The organism is Streptomyces sp. NPDC093109 (genome assembly GCF_040701725.1).
In the GTDB taxonomy this organism is placed as follows: Bacteria; Actinomycetota; Actinomycetes; order Streptomycetales; family Streptomycetaceae; genus Streptomyces.
In genome coordinates this window covers 26,644-41,804 of sequence record NZ_JBFBEZ010000011.1, presented here as the reverse complement: position 1 = coordinate 41,804, position 15,161 = coordinate 26,644, and the positions used below count along the sequence as shown (strand labels likewise).

At 73.8% G+C, this 15,161-nt stretch carries 12 protein-coding genes; 6 read left to right on the top strand and 6 right to left on the bottom strand.

Annotated elements, in window-relative coordinates; all coding sequences use genetic code 11:
- Nucleotides 1-108 precede the first annotated feature (108 nt).
- Entirely contained in the window at nucleotides 109-2,469 is a 2,361-nt protein-coding gene (locus AB0389_RS13240) for a hypothetical protein (protein WP_366395586.1), read from the top strand.
- On the opposite strand, the gene AB0389_RS13235 is transcribed toward AB0389_RS13240, so the two are convergent.
- From AB0389_RS13235 to AB0389_RS13220, 4 genes are all read right to left on the bottom strand, one after another.
- Nucleotides 2,385-4,859: a right-handed parallel beta-helix repeat-containing protein gene (locus AB0389_RS13235; protein ID WP_366395473.1), complete on the bottom strand. Its 2,475-nt coding sequence runs from the start codon at nucleotides 4,857-4,859 to the stop codon at nucleotides 2,385-2,387. The two genes, AB0389_RS13240 and AB0389_RS13235, sit on opposite strands and share 85 nt — an antisense overlap.
- A gap of 174 nt (nucleotides 4,860-5,033) precedes the next feature.
- Nucleotides 5,034-5,642: a hypothetical protein gene (locus AB0389_RS13230; RefSeq protein ID WP_366395472.1), complete on the bottom strand. Its 609-nt coding sequence runs from the start codon at nucleotides 5,640-5,642 to the stop codon at nucleotides 5,034-5,036.
- Between the two features lie 173 nt (nucleotides 5,643-5,815).
- Nucleotides 5,816-6,685, bottom strand: coding sequence for an MOSC N-terminal beta barrel domain-containing protein (locus tag AB0389_RS13225; RefSeq protein ID WP_366395471.1), 870 nt, complete (start codon nucleotides 6,683-6,685; stop codon nucleotides 5,816-5,818).
- Nucleotides 6,686-6,784: 99 nt separating this feature from the next.
- The gene (locus AB0389_RS13220; protein ID WP_366395470.1) at nucleotides 6,785-7,285 is read right to left on the bottom strand and encodes a DUF6643 family protein; all 501 of its coding nucleotides are present in this window, start codon (nucleotides 7,283-7,285) and stop codon (nucleotides 6,785-6,787) included.
- A 250-nt stretch (nucleotides 7,286-7,535) separates the two neighbouring features.
- Here AB0389_RS13220 and AB0389_RS13215 point away from each other — a divergent pair, with 250 nt between their 5' ends.
- On the top strand, nucleotides 7,536-8,813 hold the full coding sequence (locus tag AB0389_RS13215; RefSeq protein WP_366395469.1) for a TerD family protein: 1,278 nt from the start codon (nucleotides 7,536-7,538) through the stop codon (nucleotides 8,811-8,813).
- A gap of 67 nt (nucleotides 8,814-8,880) precedes the next feature.
- Here AB0389_RS13215 and AB0389_RS13210 read toward each other — a convergent pair whose 3' ends face one another.
- Nucleotides 8,881-10,119 carry a glycosyltransferase gene (locus AB0389_RS13210; protein WP_366395468.1) on the bottom strand — a complete coding sequence of 413 codons (1,239 nt, stop codon included), beginning with the start codon at nucleotides 10,117-10,119 and terminating at the stop codon, nucleotides 8,881-8,883.
- Nucleotides 10,120-10,177: 58 nt separating this feature from the next.
- Here AB0389_RS13210 and AB0389_RS13205 point away from each other — a divergent pair, with 58 nt between their 5' ends.
- Nucleotides 10,178-11,002, top strand: a complete 825-nt coding sequence (locus AB0389_RS13205) for an aspartate/glutamate racemase family protein (RefSeq protein WP_366395467.1) — start codon at nucleotides 10,178-10,180, stop codon at nucleotides 11,000-11,002.
- A 63-nt stretch (nucleotides 11,003-11,065) separates the two neighbouring features.
- Complete coding sequence (locus AB0389_RS13200; RefSeq protein WP_366395466.1) at nucleotides 11,066-11,626, top strand: hypothetical protein; 561 nt, start codon at nucleotides 11,066-11,068, stop codon at nucleotides 11,624-11,626.
- Between the two features lie 32 nt (nucleotides 11,627-11,658).
- Here the strand turns inward: AB0389_RS13200 and AB0389_RS13195 are convergent, their stop codons facing one another.
- Nucleotides 11,659-12,765: an O-antigen ligase family protein gene (locus tag AB0389_RS13195; protein WP_366395465.1), complete on the bottom strand. Its 1,107-nt coding sequence runs from the start codon at nucleotides 12,763-12,765 to the stop codon at nucleotides 11,659-11,661.
- A gap of 172 nt (nucleotides 12,766-12,937) precedes the next feature.
- Between AB0389_RS13195 and lnt the strand changes: the two genes are divergently transcribed.
- Nucleotides 12,938-14,533 carry an apolipoprotein N-acyltransferase gene (lnt, locus tag AB0389_RS13190; RefSeq protein ID WP_366395464.1) on the top strand — a complete coding sequence of 532 codons (1,596 nt, stop codon included), beginning with the start codon at nucleotides 12,938-12,940 and terminating at the stop codon, nucleotides 14,531-14,533.
- Between the two features lie 10 nt (nucleotides 14,534-14,543).
- Nucleotides 14,544-15,023 (top strand): NUDIX domain-containing protein, encoded by a 480-nt coding sequence (locus AB0389_RS13185; RefSeq protein ID WP_366395463.1) that lies wholly within the window; start codon nucleotides 14,544-14,546, stop codon nucleotides 15,021-15,023.
- Nucleotides 15,024-15,161: the final 138 nt, after the last annotated feature.

Here is a 15,161-nt window from a genome sequence, read left to right as displayed (position 1 = left end):
GGTCCTGTACGAGAGCGAGCCGCCGAAGTGCCCACACCCACACCGCGCGACGACGATGCCGCGCTCGAACTCCTCGTCCACGGCGTCGGCGGAACCACCCCGCAGCGGATGCTCGACGACCCCCGTACGGTCCGGGTCACCGGCGACGAGACGGCCGCCATATACCGCCGCGCCGTGGACGCCGACGCCGAACGGCACCCCGAGCGCTACGGCGGCCGGCCCGTCCCGGAGGCGTACTGCTGGTCCAACCTCACCTCGGGCAACGGCTCACGGGCCCTGTGGCTGCTGCTGCTCCCCTTCATGGTGGTCAACCTCGCCCACTGGATGCGGCCCGCCACCGAGGGCCTGCGCCGGTCCCAGCGGCTGTACGGGGTGCTCGTCCGGCTCGTCGCCCTCACCCTGACCGTGCTGCTGACCTCCGCCGCCTGCGAGGTCGCGCTGGATCTGACGGCGTGGCAGTGCGCCGGCTCCGCCGAGTGCGTCGCCCACCGGTCCTGGCTCGGCTTCCTCGCGGCGGAGCGGCAGGGCTGGTGGTCGCAGCCCGGCCGCCGGCTTGCCCTCGCCTCCGTCGTACCGGCGGCGCTGGTGGGGCTGCTCTGGTACCTCTCCCACCGCACCTGGAGCGCGTACGAGTCCCAACGCCCGCCCACCGACGACCGCCTGGGCGTCCCCGACCGCGCCGCCGTCCCAGAACCGCCCGCCCCTGAGCCGTCCGCCCCCGACGGGGTACGGTCCGCCCTCGGCCGGCCCGGCTTCTGGTACGGCCGCCGGCTCGTCGCCCGGCTCCGCGCCGCGCACACCGCCGCGGGCTTCCTCACCGTCGCCGCCGCGCTCACCGCCGCCGGCGCCGACCACGACCTGCGCGGCCCCGGCGGTCCGACGGCGGTCCCCGGCGTGCTGCTCCGGGCGGCGCTGCTGTGCTGCGCGGCCGTCGTCCTGTGGGTGGTGTGCGCCAGGAGCCGCGGCGACCGCGGGCGCGACCGCTCCCTCGACCGGCTGCTCACCGAGCGGCTGCCCGCCGCCTCGCTCGTCCTGTTCGGTCTCTCGGTCGTGTACGTGGGCTGGTCACGGCCCGGCTGGGTCTCCACCGGCGCGCTCCCCGTCGACCAGGTCTTCCGGATACTGGCCCTGGCCCAGGTCGTGCTGATCGTCGCGCTCGTCGTCATCGCCCACCGGCTGTACCGCCGGGTGCCCCAGCCGCGTACCGCGATGCGCGGTCTCGGCGGGCCCGCCGTCGCCACGCTCGCCTGCGCCCTGGGCGGGGTGATGACCGGCGGAGTCGCCCAGTGGGTCGCCGACCGGCTGGACGGCGACGCCACGCCCGGCATGGGCGGCGGCGCGATCCCCGGCCCGCCGGTGCTGCTCAGCTGGCAGGCGTCGGTCATCCCCGTCCTGCTCGTCCTGCTGACCGTCCCGGCCGGTGTCCTCGCCGTACGGACCGCGCGCACCGCCCGCGCCCTGGCCCCGCTCGTGGAACGGGAGTACGCGAAGGAGCGGGGCGGGACCAGGGGCGACGCCCTCCGTACCCGGCAGGTGGCCGGCGCCCGGGCCAGGGCCGCGCTCACCGACTCCGCGCCCCGGCTGATCGGGGTGGTCTCCGGCGCCTCCCTGCTGCTGGGCGCCGCCGCCGTGGCCGGCTCCTGGGCGAGCGGCGAGGTGCCGGGGCAGGCCGCGCGCGGCACCGACTCGTTCGTCGAGGCCTTCGCCCAGACCGCGCAGGCCATCGGCTCCTGGCTGGTCGGGTTCGGCTTCCTGCTCTTCGTCACCTGGGGCCGCCGCGCCTACCGGGACGCCTCGGCCCGCCGCACCATCGGCATCCTCTGGGACGTCGGTACGTTCTGGCCGCGCGCCGCCCACCCCTTCGCGCCGCCCTGCTACGCCGAGCGCGCCGTCCCCGACCTCACCTGGCGCATCGCCGCCTGGACCGGCCGCACGGGCGGCAGACTCGTCCTCTCCGGCCACTCGCAGGGCAGTGTGCTCGCCGCCGCGGCCGTCTGGCAGTTACGGCCCGAGACCCGTCGCCGTGTCGCGCTGCTGACGTACGGATCGCCGCTGGAGCGGCTGTACGGCCGCTGGTTCCCCGCGTACTTCGGTGCCGGTCACCTGGCGCGGCTCTCCCGGGAAGTGCACTGCTGGCGCAATCTGTGGCGCGCCACCGACCCCATCGGCGGCCCGGTCCTGGTCCCCGCCGACGGCGAGCGCCCCGAGGTCGACCGGGGTCCCCTCACCGACCCGCTCTGCTACGGCCGTACGGTGGAACACCCGCTGCCGGAGCCGGTCTTCGGGCACTCCAACTATCAGGCGGACCCGGTCTTCGCCCAGGAACGCGCCGCGCTGCTCGACCGGTTGCCGCCGCCGCCCCGGCCGCTGCCCCCGCCGCGCGGTCAGGACAGCTCGGACCCGGTGGGATCGGAGGCGGCGGGATCGGAGGCGGCCGGCTCCGGCAGCGCGGGCAGGTCGTCCGCGTAGAGCAGGGTCAGATCGTCGGTGCTGGTCTCCGGCAGCTGGGCGACCCGGCCCGCGTGACGTTCCACCATGGACTCGAACGTCTGGCGCGCGGTACGGCCGTTGCCGAAAGCCGGCCCCTTGGGCAGGGCCGTGAAGTACTTCAGCAGCGCCTCTGCCGTGCCCTCGCCCAGCCGGTACTCCTGCTCCTCCGACTGCCCCTCCACGATCCGCAGCAGCTCGTCGGGCTCGTAGTCGGTGAAGGTGATGGTCCGTGAGAAACGGGACGCCACACCGGGGTTGACCGTCAGGAAGCGCTCCATCTCGGCGGTGTACCCGGCGACGATCACCACCACCGCGTCCCGGTGGTCCTCCATCAGCTTCACCAGTGTGTCGATGGCCTCCTTGCCGAAGTCGCGGCCGGAGTCCTCGGGGGAGAGCGCGTACGCCTCGTCGATGAACAGCACCCCGCCGCGCGCCCGGTCGAACGCCTCCTGGGTACGGATCGCCGTCGAGCCGATGTGCTCGCCGACGAGGTCCACCCGGGAGACCTCCACGAGATGCCCGCGCTCCAGCACCTTGAGCGAGTGCAGGATCTCGCCGTACAGCCGGGCCACGGTCGTCTTGCCGGTACCGGGGTTGCCCGTGAAGACCAGATGGCGGCGGACCGAGGCCGCCTTGAGGCCCGCCTCCTTGCGGCGGCGGCCCACCTCGATCATGTCGGTGAGCGCCCGCACCTCGCGCTTGACGCTCTCCAGGCCCACCAGTGAGTCGAGTTCACCGAGGACGTCCTCGGAGTCGCGCGCGACCGTCGTGGCCGGGGCGGTGTCGGCTGCGGGGGCGACCGCGGGCGCCGGCGGGAGCGCGCCCAGCAGCGCGGGGGCCGTCAGGGGCGCGGTCGCCGGGAGCGGTGTGGCGAGCGGGCGGGTCGGCTCCGCGGCCAGCACACCGCTCTCGTCGCTGGTGCAGTCCTCGGCGGTCGGCCCGTCCTCCGCGAAGTCGTAACCGCCGCGCGCGCACCGCTCCGTACGGCAGCGGGTGAGCGTCGTGCGGCAGCCGTCCATCACATGGAAGCCGTAGCCGCCGCTGCCCGTCACCCGGCAGCTGTGGAAGGTGCCCCGGCCCCCGGCGGAGACGTAGAACCCGGCCTCGGCGGACGAGGTGACCGTGCAGCGCTCGATGGTCGGATCGGCGCCCTTGGTGACGATGACACCGGTCTGGACGGTGTCGATGGTGCAGGAGTTCAGTGTGCCGCCGCTGCCGTGGTCGCGGAACCAGGCGCCGGTGGACGCCTCCTTGATCCGGCAGTCGTCGAGCTGCGCGGTCGCGCCGTCGCTCACGGACACCGCCGTGTTCCGCACCTGCGAGATGTCGCTGTCGACCACATCGGCGCGCGAGCCACGGTCGAGGACGAAGAGCGCGTCGGGCACGTCGTGCACCCGGCAGGAGTCCAGCACCACGGTCGCCCCGTCGCTGATCCACACCGCCGGATAGTCACCCGTACTGTCGTGGATCTCGCACTGGTTGGCGTCCACACGGGTGCCCGGGTCCCAGACGGAGAGACCGTTGCGCCCGAAGCGGCGCACCGTGGAGCGGGTCAGGGTCAGCACCGACCGGGAGCGCAGATCGACCGCGTTCTCCGGGATGTCGTGGATGTCGCAGTCGGAGAGGGTCAGTACGGCGTCGGTGTCCAGGGTTATCCCGTCGGCCGAGGTGCGGTGCACCGACGAGTCCGTGAGATGGGCGGCGGCCCGGGACGCGATCTGCACACCGGTGCCCTTGATCTCGTACACCTCGCAGCCGATCGCCTCAAGACCGCTGCCCTCGCCGGTGACGGAGAGGCCCGAGCCCGAGGCGTGGTGGATACGGCAGCGCTCCAGCCGGGGATGCGCGCCGCCGCGCACCGAGACGCCCGCCTGCCCGGCGGCGACGATCTCGCACTCCTCGAAGACCCCGCCCGCCCCGTCGAGCACGGCGATCCCGACCCCGGCCGGATTGTCGACCGTGCAGCGGCGGACGGTGGGCCTGGCCGCGCCGCGCACCTCTATGCCGGCCGCGGAGCGGGTCACGATCCGCAGATCGGCCAGCTCGGGGGTGCCGTCCTCGACGAGCAGCGCGGGGGCCGTGGCGTCCTGTCCCTCCACATGGAGGTCCTGGACGGTCGCGGAGGCGCGGACCGTCAGGGGCACGCCGTCGGCGGGTGCGATACGGACGGAGCCGAGCGAACCCTCCGGGCCGCGCAGCGTGACCGCCCGCGAGACGACGAGGTTCTCCCGGTACGTACCCGGGGCGATGGTGAGGATGTCGCCGTCGCCCGCGGCCTCCAGGGCGGCGGCGAGCGAGGCGTACTCGCCCGTGCGGCGCCGCCAACGGGATGTGCCGGTGTGCGTCACCTGGACCGTGCCCTGTGCCATGGCGTTGTTCTGTCCCCACCTCGTGCGATTGCCCGTGCAGTGCCGTCCCGGGTGACTGCCCCGGGTCCCGGCCTGGGCGGCTGACCGGGCGGGCACCACCGTAGCGCGCGCGGCACCGCCGAGTTGACGTCAGTGCCGCACTGGTGCGGTCCGGGTACGGGTACGGTCGCCGGATCAGCTGCCCGCGCCGGTGCGGCCCCAGTCGGGACCGGCCTTCGCCCACGCCCGGTCCAGCCGCCGGTACCGCCGTTGTACCAGACGCCATACGGCCAGCCGTCGCGCGCACTCCACCAACGCGGCGGCCAGCAGCGCCGATCCGAACCCGACGAGCAGCGCGTGGAACCCGGCGACGGCCGGTTCCATCGGGGCCGGTGCCTCGTCGCCGCTCCGGTCGGTCCAGAAGGTGAAGGTGTCGCCGGGGCGCGGGTCGCGCAGCGAGGTGGCGACCGTGCCGGTCAGCTCGGCACCGTCCGGCGCGCGCCAGGTGGCGACCACCCGGCGGCCGGAGTCCCGCACACCGGGCGACTCGACGTCGTACACGACCGGGACGCGCTCCTTGGAGAGCTCGACGACCTCGGCGGCCGTCCGGTGCCGCTCCTCGTGCTGGAGCCGTACGGTCTCGCGCAGCGAGGAGTCGGCAGCGCTCCAGCAGAGCACGCCCACCGCCGGCGCGGCCAGCGCGATCAGCAGGGCCGCCGTGAAAGCGACCCAGGCCTCGACGAGATCCGTGCGGCGGCGCAGGGGGTTGCGCCGCCAGCGCCAGAGTCCCACGATGGTGCGCACAGTCCGGCACCCCCTTCCCTCTCCGTTGTAGCCGCGTGGCGCGGCGAACGCGCAACGATGCCGGGGAAGAGAGAGCAAGCTCACCTCGTTGTGCCCTGCACGTAACACGCCGCTCACTCAACAGGCTTATCACCGGGCCGTGTTCCGGCGGCGACGCGAGGGGCGGGGAACGGTCAGCCGAGGACGGTCACCGGATCGCCGACGCGCAGGGTGCCGGTCCGCTCGGGGATCACGTTCTGGCCGAAGATCAGCCGGCCGTCGACGCGGCGGTACCGGCCCAGGGTGCGCAGCGGCTCCCGGCCGCGCTCGGCCGTGCGCTGGTCCGTGGTGGTGACGACACACCGCCCGCAGAGCTTGGCGACCCGGAACGTCACCTCACCGACGGCGATGCGCCGCCAGCCGTCCTCCGCCCAGGGCTCGGTCCCGGCCACCACCAGATTCGGCCGGAACCGGTCCATGGGAAGCGGCCCCTCCTCCGGGTAATCGCCTTGCGCGACAAGGGAGTTGAGGGCATCGAGGGACGCCGTCGTGGTGACGAGCAGCGGGTAGCCGTCGGCGAAACTCACGGTCTCCCCGGGCAGCGCGTACTCCGGATCGACGGGCCGGCGCCGGGCGGGGTCGTCGAGATGGACGAGCCGGACCTCCGCCCCGAGATACGTGCTCAGCCAGTGGTGTGCGTCGCGCGCCGCCGGTACCGCCTCGACCTTGGTGCCGAAGATGTCCGTCACCACGGTGCCGTCCGCCCCACCGCCCGCCTCCGGTACGGCGACCGTCAGCGGCGCGGGACCGGGCGCGGGGCCGCGGGCCGGTCCGGGCGCGGAGAGCCGGACCCCGCCGTCCGGCCGCGGCTCGGCGCCGATGAGCGCCAGCCGTGCCTGCTGGCGCTGGGTGACCGCCTTCCCCGTCCCGTCGATCAGCATCCAGCGGCGGTCACCCGCGAGTCCCCAGGGCTCCACGGTGGCACTGCCGGGCTCGTGCCCGGCCAGGGATTTGACCGGGTGGACCCGCAGGGTGTGCAGAACGGCGTCGCGCGGCTTGGGCATGACACCATCCTGCCACCGGCTTCTGACCTCCGGCCGGTCGGCGCCTCCCGGCGCGCGCCGGTACTCCTGAGCGCTGCCCCCGCGTCAGTACCGCCCTGATCAGTACCCTCTGCTCTGGTACTGCTGCCGGTTGTACGGGTCCTCGTACGGAGTGGGCTGCGGCTGGGGCGGCGCCGGGCGCGGGGCCGCGGGACGCATCGCCTCGTACCCCGTGCCGGGCATCGGGCGCTGGGGCTGCGCCTGCATCGGTGCCTGCTGCTGTTGCTGCCCCGGGTAGCCCCGGGGCGCGGCCTGCTGCGGGATGTACGGCGCGGGAGTCTGCTGGAGCGGCATGGACTGCTGCGCCGGCTGCATCATCTGCTGCTGCTGCGGATAGCCGCCGTAGGCGGGGGCGGCCTGGGAGGGACCGGCCGGCAGCGCGGGGAGCGCGGACGGCAGGGCCGGCAGATAGCTGTTGCTCGTGTCGTAGGCGGCGGGCACTCGGATCGGGGCGATCTGAGGCGTGCCCCGCTCCGCGACCAGGGAGTCGTAGATAGGGGTGTCCGGGAAGGACGGCGCGGAGTAGTAGCCGCCGCCGTAGGTGGAGCGGGGGGAGGTCATGCAACATAAGTTAAGCCACGGCGCGCCGGGTTGGGGAGTCGGAATGAAGCTTGTTTTGGGAGGTGTGGGCTACTTCGGATCCCCAATGCGAGCGAACTTGGGAAAATCGGTCGCCGCGTGATGTACAGATCGTGTAAAGGGCAAGCTGACGGGGGGTTACCGGCGGGTCCCGTGCGGCCCGAACCGCGGCGCGGCGATTAGGTTGGCGACAGGGAATCCACCGGCACCGTGACTCGCGATGGGGGCGATCATGTCCATGCTTAAAGGCGCAAATCTTCCGGTGACCGCACCGGCTGTCCATGTCGAATTGGGATGGCGTTCCGGACCGGGGGTGCCGGATGTCGATGCCTCGGCGCTCCTGCTCGTGTCCGGCAAGGTCCGTTCGGACGCCGACTTCGTCTTCTACAACCAGCCCGCGCACGCGTCCGGGGCGGTACGCCACGAAGGCAAGCGGCCCGGTGGGACGGATCTCACGGACACCGTCACCGTCGACCTCGCGCGGGTGGAATCCGACGTCGAACGGATTGTGCTGGCCGCCTCGGCGGACGGCGGCAGCTTCGGCCAGGTGCCCGGGCTCCGGGTACGGGTGCTGGACGCGGCCACCAAGGCCGAGATCGCGCGGTACGAGAGCAGCGACGCGACCGTCGAGACGGCGTTCGTCCTCGGCGAGCTGTACCGGCGCCAGGGGAACTGGAAGTTCCGCGCGGTCGGGCAGGGGTACGACAGCGGACTCGCCGGGCTGGCCACGGACTTCGGGATCTCGGTCGACGAACCGGCCGCACCGCCCACGCCCGTTGCGCCGCCCACGCCGCCCGCACCCGTCGCGCCGCCCGTAACCGCCGCCGCGCCGCCCAGGCAGGCGGCGCCGCCCGCGCCGGCCCCCGCGCCCGTACGGCTGAGCAAGGTGACGCTGACCAAGGAGGCCCCCTCCGTCTCCCTGACGAAACAGGGCGGCACCTCGGGCGCGATGCGCGTCAACCTCAGTTGGCGGTCACGGAAACAGTTCAAGGGCTGGGGCGCCAAACTCGGCCGTTCCTTCGCCACGCACAACGATCTCGATCTCGACCTGTGCGCCCTCTACGAACTGACCGACGGACGCAAAGGCGTCGTCCAGGCGCTGGGCAATGCCTTCGGCGCGACCGACCGGGCGCCGTACATCCATCTCGACGGCGACGACCGCACCGGCGGGTCCGACAGTGGCGAGAACCTCACCATCAACCTGGATCACAAGGACCGGCTGCGCCGCGTTGTCATCTTCGTCACCATCTATGAAGGCGCGAGCAGTTTCGCGGATCTCGACGCGACGGTCACTCTCCAGCCGCAGCACGGCGCCGCGATCGACTTCTCGCTGGGTGAATGCACGGTCCCTTCGACGGTCTGCGCGCTGGCACTGATCACCAATACCGGCTCCGATCTCGTCGTCCAGCGCGAAGCCCGTTTTCTGGTACCGGAACGCGGAGTCAGTCCGCAGCGCACCATCGATTACGCCTATGGGTGGGGCATGAACTGGACACCCGGCAGGAAGTGACCTACGCCGAACAGCGTCGGGACACCCCCTATAACCGAGTGGTCCTGCCCGCTCGCCGGGATATTCGTCAGCGGTCCGGCGCCGCCTCGGGACGGGCGTACGTACGTCCCTTCCAGGCGGAGCCGCGGCCCCGGTAGTGCTGAACGGCCGAGTCGACCGTCATCAGCAGATAGAGGAACGCCGTGAGGGGCAGCAGCGGAGCCTGCCACAGCGACAGCCGGTAGTAGCGCAGGATCGGGACGTACGTCCCCGTCATCACCGCCCACGCGGCGAGCCCGAGCCAGCCCGCGGCCCTGTCCCCGGCGAACACCCCCGCGCAGAGCGCGACCGGCGGTACGAGATAGACCACCGCCAGCCCCGCCACCGTGAGGACCAGCAGCAGCGGATTGTGCCGGAGCTGCGCGTACGCGCTCCGCGAGACCATCCGCCACAGATCGGCCAGCCGCGGGTACGGGCGCACACTGTCCACCCGGTCCGCGAGCCCCAGCCAGATCCGGCCCCCGCTCCGCCGGACCGCCCTGGCCATCGACACATCGTCGATCACGGCCTGCCGGAACGACTCGGGCACCCGCGCCCGTACGGCCGTCTCCGTCCGCAGCAGCACACAGCCGCCCGCCGCCGCCGCGGTCCGGCCGCCGGGCCGGTTGATCCGGCGGAACGGATAGAGCTGCGCGAAGAAGTACACGAACGCCGGCACGACGAGCTTCTCCCAGGCCCCCGCCACCCGCAGCCGCGCCATCTGCGAGACCATGTCCAGCTCGTACGCCTCGGCCGCGACGACCAGCTCCCGCAGGCTGTCCGGCTCATGGGCGATGTCCGCGTCGGTGAGCAGCAGGAACTCCGGCCCGTGGGCGCGGGCCAGCGCGATGCCGTGCCGCACCGCCCACAGCTTGCCGGTCCAGCCGGGCTCGGGCTCGCCCGGCGACGCCACCGTCAACGGCAGCCCCCCGTAGCGCGCGGACAGTTCACGGGCGAGCCGTCCCGTCCCGTCCGAACTGCCGTCGTCCACCAGGAAGATCTCGGCCGGGCCCGGATACACCTGCGACAGCAGCGACGGCAGCGACGCGGGCAGCACCGCCGCCTCGTCCCGCGCGGGCACCACGACGGCGACGGACGGCCACTGCGGCGGTGTGCCGTCCTCGCCCGCCTCCTTGAGACGCAGCCGGCTCTCGTACGCGGCGCCCGCGCCCGGCGGACCCGAGCGTCCGGGCAGCCGTTGATCCGTACGCCAGAAGAACCCCTGACCCAGCAACAGCCAGATCCAGGCGGCCAGCGAACCCACGGCGATCCACGCGACGGCACTCATTCGCCGCAGTCTGCACCACAGCGCGGGGACCGCAAGGGCCGTCGACTATGGTGACCGGGTGAAGATCGCGCTCATGGACTCCGGAATCGGCCTGCTCGCGGCCGCCGGCGCGGTGCGCCGGCTACGGCCGGGAGCGGATCTCGTACTCTCCTCGGACCCCGGCAGCATGCCCTGGGGCCCACGCACCCCGCAGGACGTCACCGCGCTCGCCCTCGGCGTCGCGCGCGCGGCGGCGGCGCACCGCCCCGACGCCCTGATCGTCGCCTGCAACACCGCCTCCGTCCACGCGCTGCCCGCGCTCCGCGCGGCACTGGAGCCGCTGCTCCCCGTCATCGGCACCGTCCCGGCGATCAAACCCGCGGCGGCCGGCGGCGGATCCGTGGCCATCTGGGCCACCCCGGCCACCACCGGCAGCCCGTACCAGCGCGGCCTGATCCGCGACTTCGCCGCGTCCGTCCCGGTCACCGAAGTGCCCTGCCCCGGACTCGCGGACGCCGTGGAGCACGCCGACGAGGACGCCATCGACCGCGCCGTGGCCCGCGCCGCCGCCCTGACGCCGCCCGATGTAAGTGCCGTCGTCCTGGGCTGCACCCATTACGAACTGGTCGCCGACCGCATCCGCGCCGCCGTCCGGCGCCCCGGCCGCCCCGACCCCGTCTTCCACGGCTCGGCCGACGCCGTCGCCGCCCAGGCGCTGCGCCGGATCGCCGAACGCTCCGGCGACCGGTCAGCCGACCGCGCCGAAGGACCCGGCACGGACGCGGCCGAGGCAGCCGCGCCCCGGCTCACGGTGCTGCTCGGCGGAGCCGAGTCCGCGCTCCCGGCCGCCGCCCTCGCCTACGCCGAGGGACGGCTGCTGGCCGCCGTCGGGCAGCCCCGCTGACATTCCTCCGTACGGCCGACCGGAGCACTCCCGTCCGGCCGGAATCTGAGTACGCTGCTTGGCATGAGGGAGCACCCCCGGCACGAGGGCCACTCCGCTGAGCCCCTGCCCGAGACCTGGACCGGACGGGCCACCAACCGCGCACAGTGGCTGCTCGCCGCCGCGGGCGCCGGATGCGTCGCCCTCGGCATCGAACTGGCCGTCGACTCCAGCTGGAGCTCCGGCGTCGCCGCCCTGCTGATGTCCGTCGTCGGCTGTGTGGCGGCGGGCCTGCTGATTCTCTTCGGCACCCTGGCCTTCGTCCATGTGGCGGTCCGGGTCGAGGCCGACTGCCTGGAAGTGCGCTGCGGCCACATGGGACTGCCGCGCCGCCGGATCCAGCTCGCCCACGTCGTGGGCGCCGACTTCGTGCCCCGGGTCTCGCCGGGACAGTGGGGCGGCTGGGGGTACCGCTGGCGGCCCGAGATGGGTACGGCCGTGGTGGTGCGCCGGGGCGAGGCGCTCGTCCTCACCCTGGGCGACGGCAGGACCTTCACCGTGACGGTGGACGACGCCGAGGCAGCCGTACGCGTCATCCGTGAGCGCCTGAGCCTCCTGGCGCCCCCCGGCCCGGCCCCCGCCTGACCCCGGGCCCGGCGGGCTCCTCCCGGGGCTGCTCAGGCCCGCGCGGACCGTACGGTCTCGGCGTCCCCCCATGCCCGGGGACCGGTCGCCGGCGGTGGGGGCGGCGCGCCCGGTGCCCGGCGGGCCGTGGCCAGCCCCGCGAGCAGGCCGGCCCCCGCCGTCACCGAGGTGAAGCTCAGCGCGTTGCCCACGCACGCCAGCGCGGCCAGCGCCGTCAGGGCGGCCCCGGCCGTCAGCACCACCGGAGTGGAGCAGGGCGAGCGGCCCAGTACGTACAGCAGCCTGCCGTAGACCATGGCGAGCAGCGCCACCCCCACCACGCCCTGCTCCGCGGCCAGCTGGAGCGGCGCCGAGTGCGGCTTGCCGTCGCTGTCGATCGACTGCGCGACGGCCGGGCTGAGATCACCGAACCGGTCCGGTCCCGCGCCCAGCAGCGGATGCTCCCGCGCCAGCCCGGCCGCGTCCTGCCACAGCTGCACCCGGTGCTGGGTGAGCTGCCCCTCCAGCGAGACCGACAGCCCCTCCGGCAGCGCCCGCTCGGCCACCGACCAGGACAGCCCGGCCACCACCGCCGTCAGCAGCGCGAACCCGGCGAGGGCGATCACCCGGTGGTGCGTCCTGGCCGCCGCGAGCGAGCACAGCAGCACACCGAGCACCGTGACCAGCCCCGCCACGGACCCCAGCAGCGCCGCGACGCCCGTGATGACCAGGGTGAGCAGCAGCAGCGCCGACCGGAGGGCCGGCCGCCGGGTCGCCGCGGCGGCGCAGCACGCGGCCCCGGCCGCCAGCACCAGCAGCGCGGTGACCGCGCCCGTGTCACCGGGCGGGGTGGCCGCGGAGACCGCCGTACCGCCGAAAGCCTCCTGGCCGGATGCGAGTGCCCAGCCGAGCCCCACGACCGCCAGGACGGACGCGACGGCGACCGGCACCAGCGAACCGCCGATCCGGCCGCAGACATACCCCGCGGTGACCGCGAGCACCGCGAGCAGAACCCCCTCCGGCCGGCCGCCGCCCGCCGCCGCGCTGATCAGCGCCCAGACCGCGGTGCCGCCGAGCAGCGCGGCGGTGAGGACGTCGGACGCCCCGCGGCGGTCGCGCCCCGCCCCCCGTACCGCGGACCGTTCCGCCGGTGCGGTCATCGCGTCGACCCCCGAGCTGTGCCAGGCCCTGTCCCACGACGACCGGATTCGGCCAGGTGGCAGGGGATGGCGCATACGGTATCGGCACCGACGGGGGTTTGTGGAGGGATTGCGAGGCATCGTTGCCGCCGTCACCCCGGTCCCGGCACGCGAGCCCCGTAGACTCCACCGGGTGAGCGCCACCATCACCCCCGTCGAGCCCACCGCGTCCGCCCCAGTGCCGAGCGGCGGGCGGCGCCTGCTGCGGCGGCTCGTCAGGCCCGGCGGGGCGGTCCTCTCCGGCGTCCTGCTGTACGCGAGCTTCCCGCCCCGCACCCTGTGGTGGCTGGCCCTGCCCGGCTTCGCCCTGCTCGCATGGAGCCTGTACGGGCGCCGGCTCAGGGCCGGCTTCGGCCTCGGCTATCTCGCCGGGCTCGGGTTCCTGTTGCCGCTGCTGGTCTGGACGGGCGAGGAGGTCGGGCCCGTACCGTGGCTCGGGCTGGTCCTCTTCGAGGCGCTGTTCGTCGCGCTGACCGGCCTCGGGATCGCCGTCGTGAGCCGCCTCCCCGCATGGCCGGTGTGGGCCGCCGCGGTCTGGATCCTCGGCGAGGCCGCGCGGGCGCGGGTGCCGTTCGGCGGCTTCCCCTGGGGCAAGATCGCCTTCGGCCAGGCCGACGGCTTCTTCCTGCCGCTCGCCGCCGTGGGCGGTACCCCGGTGCTCGGCTTCGCCGTCGTCCTGTGCGGCTTCGGCCTGTACGAGGCGGTCCGCCAGGCCGTCGCGTACCGCGAGACCCGCAAGGTGCCGCGCGCCGCCGTCGCCGTCGCCGCCGCGACGGTGCTGGCCCCGGTGGCGGCGGCGTTCGCCGCCCTGCCGCTGGTCAGCGACGCGGCCGAGAACGGCACCGCGACCGTCGCCGCGATCCAGGGCAACGTGCCGCGCGCCGGGCTCGACTTCAACGCCCAGCGCCGCGCGGTCCTCGACAACCACGCCCGGGTGACCGAGCAGCTCGCCGCCGATGTACGGGCCGGCAAGGAGCCGCGCCCCGACTTCGTGCTCTGGCCGGAGAACTCCTCCGACCTCGACCCGTACCGCAACCCCGACGCCCGTCTCGTCATCGACGAGGCCGTGAAGGCGATCGGTGTGCCCACCGTGATCGGTACGGTGCTGTCGCCCGACACGGGCAAGCTGCGCAACACCATGATCCAGTGGGACCCGGAGCGGGGCCCGGTGAACACCTACGACAAGCGGCATGTCCAGCCGTTCGGCGAGTACATCCCGATGCGCTCCTTCGTCCGCCTCTTCAGCTCCGACGTCGACCGTGTCCAGCGCGACTTCGGGCCCGGCCACAAGGTGGGCGTCTTCGACCTCGCGGGCACCAGGGTGGGCATGGTCACCTGCTTCGAGGCGGCCTTCGACGGCGCTGTGCGCGACCCGGTCGCGGCCGGCGCCGAACTCATCGCCGTCCCCAGCAACAACGCCACCTTCGACCGCAGCGAGATGACCTACCAGCAGCTCGCGATGTCGCGGGTGCGGGCCGTGGAGCACAGCAGGGCCGTGGTGGTCTCCGCGACCAGCGGGGTCAGCGCGATCATCCGGCCGGACGGCACGGTCGTCGAGCGGACGACGTGGTTCACGCCCGCCGCGCTGGTCGACAAGGTGGCGCTGCGCACCTCGCTCACCCCCGCGACCCGTCTCGGCGCGCTGCCGGAGTGGCTGCTCATGACGGTCGCGGCGGCGGGCCTCGGCTGGGTGACGGTCCGTTCCGTAAGGGCCCGGCGCGGCGCATAGGCTCGGGCCCATGGGTACTCCTGAGTTCATCCGCCGGATCCGGGCCACCGCGGGCCACCAGCTGCTCTTCCTGCCGGGCGTCAGCGCCATCGTCTTCGACGACGAGGGCCGCGTCCTGCTCGGCCGCCGTACGGACACCGGCAACTGGTCGGTCATCGGCGGCATCCCGGAGCCCGGCGAGCAGCCGGCGGTCACCGCGGTGCGCGAGGTGTACGAGGAGACCGCCGTGCACTGCGTGGCGGAACGCGTCGTGCTCGTCCAGGCGCTGGCACCGGTCACCTATCCGAACGGGGACCGGTGCCAGTTCATGGACACCACGATCCGCTGCCGGGCGGTCGGCGGCGAGGCGCGGGTCAACGACGACGAGTCGCTGGAAGTGGCCTGGTTCCCCGTCGACGCGCTGCCGGAACTGGAGGACTTCGCGGTCTTCCGGATCAAGCAGGCACTGGCCGACGAGCCGGCCTGGTTCGAGCCCGGCACCCCGGAGTAACGCGCGCACAGCCGCCGCGCGGACGCGGAGATCACCCGGAAACGCGCCCGTGACCCGCGGACCCCGGCCGGGAAACACGCACTGTCTAACGTCGGCCCCGCTCCTCGCTCACCCCGTTGCTTCCCCCCATCACCCCCT